Consider the following 6,086-nt stretch of genomic DNA (forward strand, 5'->3'; position numbering starts at 1 on the left):
TTCAACCAGCCTTCTTCTTTAGTAGGCGCGCCTGCTCCTCGACCATCTCGCGGGTGATGAGAGGATTCTCGAATCCGGCATTGCCGTAAGCGAAGCTATTCCGCTGCGCTTCCTTCTCGGCAGGCGACATTTTCACCGACCGAGCGCGCTCGATCAGTTCCGCCAGCTGCTCTGTCATGGTGACCTCCTGGATACGAGCTCTATCTTTATGAATCGGAGGTTAGCAGAAATCACCCCGCAGATAGTTACGTTTTTCGTATTCCTGTGCGTCTCTTCGCTAAGGCTAGACTCTTGAATCGGCATCAATTTTCCCGCCAGGGACCATTGTGGCGACAATGCGGAAACGCTTATCCCCGCGCCCCCGGTCTTCCGAACGCGCCCCACTCAGAGCAGCCCGGGTGCTCGCAATAGCGCACCCATCCGGGGGCGAAGATCTTGGATGGGGGAGGGGCGTCGCTCATTCCTGACAGATAGCGCGGCTGCGGGTGAGTCGACTATGCCCTCGGCCTGATTGCCGCCTCGATCGCCTCCTGGGCTGCGCGTCCAACCGGGCCATCCTCGCCTGGCCCCGGACCGCCGCCCTGCCAGATGATCTGCACGACGCCGGTGTTGCGCACCCGAAACCGCCCGCGGTACTCCGGGCAGCGGATCGTGCCTTCGTCGCCGGCGTGCTCGACGGTCCAATCGGAAGCGTCGTGACCCTTCGCCATGCTCCTCTAATGGCGGCTGCAGGCGTCGGGTTCCTCAGGGGCGCCCAGTTCACGCCCCAGCTGCTGCATGCCATCAATCACCGCTTCGGGGTCGTTTTTGCACATCCGTCCGCGCTCGAGCAGGACGCGATTGATGATCACCTTCTGCTCATATGTCAGGCCGATGACGCGCCGGTAGATGAGATAGAAGCGTTTGATGGCGTGGTACCTCTCATCCAAGCCGCCGGCCTCGATGGCGCCGAGGGCTTGCAGGGTTACCGTCTCATACTCCTCTGCGAGCCGGCGGATCGCCCCCTCTCTGCTTGCTCTCGCCATGATCATCTCCTCTAAGCGTCGATGCTGCCGAAGATGTCGGACGCCTCTTCGAACTAGAGCAGCGAGCCTTGCCGCGGCGGCTCTGAGGCCGCTGTCCGGCGCTGCTGTGTGTTGTTCGGCGTGAGAATCTGCCCGGGCGGCGGACGCTTCCCCTTGGCCGGCCAGCAGGTCAGCAACTCGGCTGGGAACGGCCGCAGCAGGCCGCGCAGTTCCAGTTCGGTTGCCGGCACTTCACCGAGCCAAGCCGGCCATGCCTCCCGCGGCAGCACCGCCGGCATCCTGTCGTGCATTTCGCCCACCGTATCGTTCGCGTCGACCGTGATCTCCGCGAAGGTGCGGAGCCAATCGCCGGTTTCCGGGATGCGCCAAGCCTCCCAGATCCCGGCGACTGCAAAGCTCCCACCGTCGGCCATGCCGAAGGCAACCTGCTGCCCCTTGGGCCGGCCGAGTGTCCGGAATTCGACAAACCGGTCGGTCATGATGAGGCAGCGTCGCCGGGCGAACGCTTCCCTGAAGCTGGGCAGTTCGTGCACGGTCTCTGCCCTGGCGTGAAGCTGCGGGCTGGCCCGGTCGCGCGCCCAACGGGGGACGAGGCCCCATTGCAGCAGGTCCCAATGGCGGCCGCCCGTCTCGGGATGACGGCGCAGAACGATGCACCATTCGCCCGGGCCGGTGGTCCCCCAGCGTTCACCGTGCGCATGGTTCCGCTCGTCCCGGAGCCTGGTCAGATCCTTCAGCCGTTCGAGGCTGTTGCCTTCCTGCGCCATGATCAGGCAGCCAGCGGCTCGCCGGTCGGCACGATCAAACCGGCATCGTTGTTGCGCACATTTCCGACCCGAGGATCGACGGGCCACGCCGTCATCTGCTCGGCCGGATAGGGCCTCAGGAGCGACATGCGCTGCTCAGGCGTTGTCTCGACCTCACCCAGCCAAGCGGGCCAATCTTCCGGCGCCAGGATCACCGGCATGCGGTCGTGCAGCTGCGCCATCAGCGCGTTGGGTCTGGTGGTGATGATGGTGTAGGTCTCATATTCCTCGCTGCTCGCGGGATCCCGCCACCACTCCCACAGCCCGGCGAAGCTCATCGGGGTGCCATCGCGCAGCCCGATCGCGAAAGGCTGCTTCTCCTTCGGGTTTGCGCCCTTGCGCCATTCGAAGAAGAGGCTGGCCGGCACGAGGCACCGCTTGCTCTTGAACGCCCCCCGGAAGGACGCCCGGTTCGCCACGGTTACCCCGGCCGCGTCGATGTCGCGCGCGTTGATGCAGCTCATGCCGATCTTCAGGTCCTTCGCCCAGCTCGGCACCAAGCCCCAGCGGAGCATCGCGATGTCGCGCTCGCCGCTCTTGTCGAGCCTGCAGACGGGGTTGATCGTCGTGGGCGCGACGTTCCAGTTGTCGTGATAGGTGTTCGGCTGGTCCCGCTTGGGCGGCTTGCCGAAGGTGTAGAGCGACCAGATCTCTTCCCAGGTCATGTTGTGAGTCGTTCGACCGCACATCCTCGCCTCCCCGTCATCCTCTCGGCCAGCCCGGGCCGATCTCCAGCTTGGCGCCCTTCGCGCCGCAGCGCGCGCAGACCAGCCGATCGCCGACCTCGCGCAACAAGATATGGCCCCAGCGCCTCCGGTCCAAATCGACCCAGGCACGATGGCCGCAGCCCTTGGCGGTGCACGTGGCGCGCATCCGCTCGGCGCGGGCCAGGTTCCGCACCCGGCGACCCCGCGGCCAGCTCCGCAGAAAGCGCTCCGCCTCGTCCAGGCCGAGCGTGCCGAGCCGCTCGACTTCGGCCGGCGTCATCCCGGCCCGGCGCGCCTCCACCCGAAGCGCATCCCACCGGTCGCGCTGCTGGTTCACCAGCATCTGCCGCTCGTGCTGGTCGGGATTCTGGGATAGGCGGACGTCCTCGGAAAACGGCCCGCGCCTGTGCTTCATTCAATGCGCAGTGCCTCCAGCTGCCGTTCCGCGACCGCCAGGCCTTGTGCCAGCAGATCGCGAATCTCGCCCTCGCGAAGGCCGAGGTTCAGTGCTTCCCACCGCAGCTCGTTGCGGCGAACTTCATCCTCTATCTCGACGTCGACGATCTTGGTCTCGAGGTCGCGTGGCATGGTCAGCGCTCCTCGGCGTCCACGCGCCGGCGGAGGACATCGACATGCACGATGCGCTCGTAGTCGTCGACGATGAGGCACATACCCTCGTGGTCCATGGCGTAGACTAGGCCCTCCAGTTCGGGAGGCACCTCCATGGACGGCAGGCACTCCATGTCGGGGCCGTGCTTGGTCTGCAGGAACAGGCGATCGAGCATGCCGTCGAGCTCGTTGACCCGCTGCCAGTGAGGGTTCCAATAGCCCACCACCTTCCCGGTGACCTGTTCGAAAATCTCGGTGTGGTCGGCCTGGTAGGGCGGCGGCTCCTCCCAGAAAGCGACTCCGCTTCCGGGGGCGATGTAGAAAGGTCGGGCGGCCAACGCGGTCTCCCTTCTGTGATGATGTTCCCTTTATGTTCTAGCTCCAGACGACCGTGGAGTCGAATCGATTCATAAAATCCTATCGATTGGGCGTAGCATCGGATCCGACCACAACATGTGGGTCCGCGTGATCAACGAGGGGAGGGATCGATGTCTGGCGCGGCGCTTAGCGAGGAAGAGGTCTGGAGCCTTCTCGGACGGGTCCGCGAGGCGCTGGGCGAATTTCTGCCCGAGTCGGCCATCGGCGATGGTGCTCAGGATCTCGAGGCCGAGATCGACGACCTCACGAAGGGTATCCGGTTTCTCGGCAACCTGCCGCCACGCGCCGACCTGGCTGCGCTGAACCGGAAGTTCGCCAAGAGCTAGATCAGCGGCGGTGCTCCTGCCGGAACCGCGCCGGCGCCTTTGAGCCGTGCTGCCGGACGACGATGCCGGCCGAGCGCCAGAGGTCGATGTCGGAGGGGAGGGGCATGTGTGGGCTATTCCCCGATCCTTGGCCAGAGTCGGCCAGCTCGAATACGACTGGTACCTGAGCAAGCTCTGCAGGGCATTGCAGGCCTACTCGAAGTCGGCGTCGGCTTCCGATGGCGGCGCCCATTGCCAAGGAGCCTTGCCCTTCACCCGCTTGCCACCCTCGATGTCGCTTTGGATCGCTGCGAAGATCTCGCCGCCGACATGCCACCTGCTCGCGGCCGCGCGCCTTCCGATGAAACGACGGCGATGGTGATCATCGGGGAGATCGCCGGGGTAGGCGAGCTCGAGGAAGATCATGGCCGTCTCCGCCTCCCTCGGTTGGTCCCAGAATCCTCCTTCGTCGAAGTGCATGTAGCTCCCTTTGACGTCGGAAATGCGCATCCTGCTTCCCGAGACGGTGGCGACGACCTGGACCATGCGGATCCGCCGGCCAGCCCAATCGGGGATGTGCCTGCGTCGCGCCGTGATGCCGTCGAGCATCGCCTTGCTGGCGATCAGGACCTGGTCGCTCTTCGGATCCACGAAGAAGTAGCGAACCGCGAACTCGCGTCTGGTGACCGCCATGGTTGTTCAGCCTGGCTGTGGTGACGATCCCCAGGCGGGTAGCGTAGCCGGGACGTCTCCCGACGGCAATGCGCGGTCGCCGCCGGGTCGCGGCGCCCAGCCGGAACGGACCCGCACTGCTGTGCCGGGTTTTGTGCCGGCTCGTTCCTGATCTGATCGCGGGACAGCAGGCTGTCTATGCCTGCTAAGCCATTGGTTTGCCTGGAAAGAATATCGCCAGAGCAGCGGTTTGACACGGGGATTTGTTCGGGAGAACGAACGCGGTCCCTGTTACCGCCGTAAGAGGGCGGTGTCTGGCATGTGAGCGCTCCCTTCACACGGGAGTTCCCTCGCTGGCGAGATCGCTCCTGCAATCCTTTGTGGTACTATCCATGCATTGTGGTGGAGGAATTCAATGCGATTATTACGTTGGGCGGCGGTGGCGGCCCTCTTGGCGTCGTGCCAGAGCAGCGATGAGCGACAGACCGCGCAATGTCTCGGCTACGGCTATCAGGCCGGGACCGACGCTTTCGCGCAATGCAGGATGACGCTCGACATTCAGGATCGCCAACAGCGTGCCGACATCGTGGCCGCGGCCCGCCAGACGCAACTTCAAACACAAGCGCAGACGGCCCAGCCACTGCCTAACTCGCTCCAGGCCGGGCCTCAGAAGACATCCTGCAGTTGGCAGTACGGGAATTGGGTATGTCGCCCGAGCTGGTAGCGGCCGAGCTCACTGTTGGGACAATCCTCTCCGCTGCTTCGCCCCTTCAAGCACCTGGTCGAGCTGGTTCCTGTCCCTGATCTCGTGCAACGGGATGCTCGGCATCTCGAGGACGGTCTTATTGGACGCATCCAGCACTTTGAAGCGCAGCTTGGCGCCATAATCCCAGATCTCGGTCTTGCACCGGAGTGGAGCGAAGGTGTCGCGTACGATTTCTTGAATCTCTTCGTCGGTCAGCATTGCATCCCCGTTCGGCCATTCCGAGTGGCCACCAGCAACTTGCGCTCAGCTTGTCACTGTGCTGACGGCGTTCCAACCGTCCGAAAATACCGCCCGAAATCAACGGTTTGCTAAGGGGCATTCCGGGCCGAATAGTTGGAACGCCCCTTGATCTAACTCGCCTTCGCTCCGCCTTCTAAGCGGACGGTCGCTGGTTCGAGTCCAGCCGGGGTCGCCATCCTTCGCTACAGCACGAAGTCGCCGGCGACGAGAGCGATGCTGCCGGTCAGGGTGATGTGGAAGTCCGAGACCTTGTCGCCGTTGACGTCGCCGGCGATGGTGGTGACGCCGCCGACGGAGGCATAGCGCAGCTGCCCGGCCACGCCGGTGTAGAGGCTGGTGCCGATGAAGCTGAAGGCCTGGTCGCCGGCCAAGGCGGCCCTGGCGTCGATGCCGGCCAGGTCGATGCGGTCGCCCTGGGCGTGGCTGAAATCGGTGATCCGGTCGGCATTGGCGCCGACCACGCTGTCGCCGAGCGCGGTGAACTGGAAACGGTCCGCCCCGGCGCCGCCGGTGAGCGTGTCGTGGCCGACCCGGCCGACGAGAAGGTCGTTGCCGTTCCAGCCCTGCAGGACATTGGC

12 protein-coding genes and 1 tRNA gene are annotated in these 6,086 nt (G+C 64.6%); 2 read left to right on the forward strand and 11 right to left on the reverse strand.

From position 1 onward, the window contains the following. Nucleotide 1 precedes the first annotated feature (1 nt). The 8 genes from AB4Z01_RS15120 to AB4Z01_RS15155 form a co-directional block, all read right to left on the reverse strand. On the reverse strand, nucleotides 2-178 hold the full coding sequence (locus AB4Z01_RS15120) for a hypothetical protein (RefSeq protein ID WP_441694907.1): 177 nt from the start codon (nucleotides 176-178) through the stop codon (nucleotides 2-4). Nucleotides 179-494: 316 nt separating this feature from the next. Continuing rightward, nucleotides 495-710, reverse strand: coding sequence for a hypothetical protein (locus AB4Z01_RS15125; protein ID WP_441694908.1), 216 nt, complete (start codon nucleotides 708-710; stop codon nucleotides 495-497). Between the two features lie 6 nt (nucleotides 711-716). Beyond that, nucleotides 717-1,025: a hypothetical protein gene (locus AB4Z01_RS15130; protein ID WP_441694909.1), complete on the reverse strand. Its 309-nt coding sequence runs from the start codon at nucleotides 1,023-1,025 to the stop codon at nucleotides 717-719. A 53-nt stretch (nucleotides 1,026-1,078) separates the two neighbouring features. Continuing rightward, nucleotides 1,079-1,792 (reverse strand): SOS response-associated peptidase, encoded by a 714-nt coding sequence (locus AB4Z01_RS15135; protein WP_441694911.1) that lies wholly within the window; start codon nucleotides 1,790-1,792, stop codon nucleotides 1,079-1,081. 2 nt (nucleotides 1,793-1,794) lie between these two features. After that, nucleotides 1,795-2,520 carry an SOS response-associated peptidase gene (locus AB4Z01_RS15140; protein ID WP_441694912.1) on the reverse strand — a complete coding sequence of 242 codons (726 nt, stop codon included), beginning with the start codon at nucleotides 2,518-2,520 and terminating at the stop codon, nucleotides 1,795-1,797. Nucleotides 2,521-2,533: 13 nt separating this feature from the next. Continuing rightward, nucleotides 2,534-2,953, reverse strand: coding sequence for a hypothetical protein (locus tag AB4Z01_RS15145; protein ID WP_441694914.1), 420 nt, complete (start codon nucleotides 2,951-2,953; stop codon nucleotides 2,534-2,536). Beyond that, complete coding sequence (locus AB4Z01_RS15150) at nucleotides 2,950-3,126, reverse strand: hypothetical protein (RefSeq protein ID WP_441694916.1); 177 nt, start codon at nucleotides 3,124-3,126, stop codon at nucleotides 2,950-2,952. The genes AB4Z01_RS15145 and AB4Z01_RS15150 overlap by 4 nt, the downstream gene beginning before the upstream one ends. A gap of 2 nt (nucleotides 3,127-3,128) precedes the next feature. Further along, a complete protein-coding gene (locus AB4Z01_RS15155) occupies nucleotides 3,129-3,485 on the reverse strand; it encodes a hypothetical protein (protein ID WP_441694918.1) in 357 nt (118 codons plus the stop codon). A gap of 150 nt (nucleotides 3,486-3,635) precedes the next feature. Here AB4Z01_RS15155 and AB4Z01_RS15160 point away from each other — a divergent pair, with 150 nt between their 5' ends. Further along, a complete protein-coding gene (locus tag AB4Z01_RS15160) occupies nucleotides 3,636-3,851 on the forward strand; it encodes a hypothetical protein (RefSeq protein WP_441694920.1) in 216 nt (71 codons plus the stop codon). 192 nt (nucleotides 3,852-4,043) lie between these two features. Here the strand turns inward: AB4Z01_RS15160 and AB4Z01_RS15165 are convergent, their stop codons facing one another. Together AB4Z01_RS15165 and AB4Z01_RS15170 are read right to left on the reverse strand one after the other, a co-directional pair. Next, entirely contained in the window at nucleotides 4,044-4,523 is a 480-nt protein-coding gene (locus AB4Z01_RS15165; protein WP_441694921.1) for a hypothetical protein, read from the reverse strand. Nucleotides 4,524-5,235: 712 nt separating this feature from the next. Further along, nucleotides 5,236-5,466: a hypothetical protein gene (locus AB4Z01_RS15170; RefSeq protein ID WP_441694923.1), complete on the reverse strand. Its 231-nt coding sequence runs from the start codon at nucleotides 5,464-5,466 to the stop codon at nucleotides 5,236-5,238. Between the two features lie 125 nt (nucleotides 5,467-5,591). Between AB4Z01_RS15170 and AB4Z01_RS15175 the strand changes: the two genes are divergently transcribed. Beyond that, nucleotides 5,592-5,683, forward strand: a tRNA-Ser gene (locus AB4Z01_RS15175). A 7-nt stretch (nucleotides 5,684-5,690) separates the two neighbouring features. Here AB4Z01_RS15175 and AB4Z01_RS15180 read toward each other — a convergent pair. Next, the coding region (locus AB4Z01_RS15180; protein WP_441694925.1) for a M10 family metallopeptidase C-terminal domain-containing protein at nucleotides 5,691-6,086 on the reverse strand (396 nt) is incomplete at its 5' end.

It is taken from the genome of Inquilinus sp. YAF38 (assembly GCF_052113205.1).
Lineage (GTDB): Bacteria > Pseudomonadota > Alphaproteobacteria > DSM-16000 > Inquilinaceae > Inquilinus.

Excerpts from the sequence above, each read along its gene's own strand:
- AB4Z01_RS15135 (WP_441694911.1), bottom strand. The coding sequence starts at position 1,792 with ATGGCGCAGGAAGGCAACAGCCTCGAACGGCTGAAGGATCTGACCAGG.
- AB4Z01_RS15140 (WP_441694912.1), bottom strand. The coding sequence starts at position 2,520 with ATGTGCGGTCGAACGACTCACAACATGACCTGGGAAGAGATCTGGTCG.
- AB4Z01_RS15120 (WP_441694907.1), bottom strand. The coding sequence starts at position 178 with ATGACAGAGCAGCTGGCGGAACTGATCGAGCGCGCTCGGTCGGTGAAA.
- AB4Z01_RS15145 (WP_441694914.1), bottom strand. The coding sequence starts at position 2,953 with ATGAAGCACAGGCGCGGGCCGTTTTCCGAGGACGTCCGCCTATCCCAG.
- AB4Z01_RS15130 (WP_441694909.1), bottom strand. The coding sequence starts at position 1,025 with ATGGCGAGAGCAAGCAGAGAGGGGGCGATCCGCCGGCTCGCAGAGGAG.
- AB4Z01_RS15150 (WP_441694916.1), bottom strand. The coding sequence starts at position 3,126 with ATGCCACGCGACCTCGAGACCAAGATCGTCGACGTCGAGATAGAGGAT.
- AB4Z01_RS15165 (WP_441694921.1), bottom strand. The coding sequence starts at position 4,523 with ATGGCGGTCACCAGACGCGAGTTCGCGGTTCGCTACTTCTTCGTGGAT.
- AB4Z01_RS15125 (WP_441694908.1), bottom strand. The coding sequence starts at position 710 with ATGGCGAAGGGTCACGACGCTTCCGATTGGACCGTCGAGCACGCCGGC.
- AB4Z01_RS15170 (WP_441694923.1), bottom strand. The coding sequence starts at position 5,466 with ATGCTGACCGACGAAGAGATTCAAGAAATCGTACGCGACACCTTCGCT.
- AB4Z01_RS15160 (WP_441694920.1), top strand. The coding sequence starts at position 3,636 with ATGTCTGGCGCGGCGCTTAGCGAGGAAGAGGTCTGGAGCCTTCTCGGA.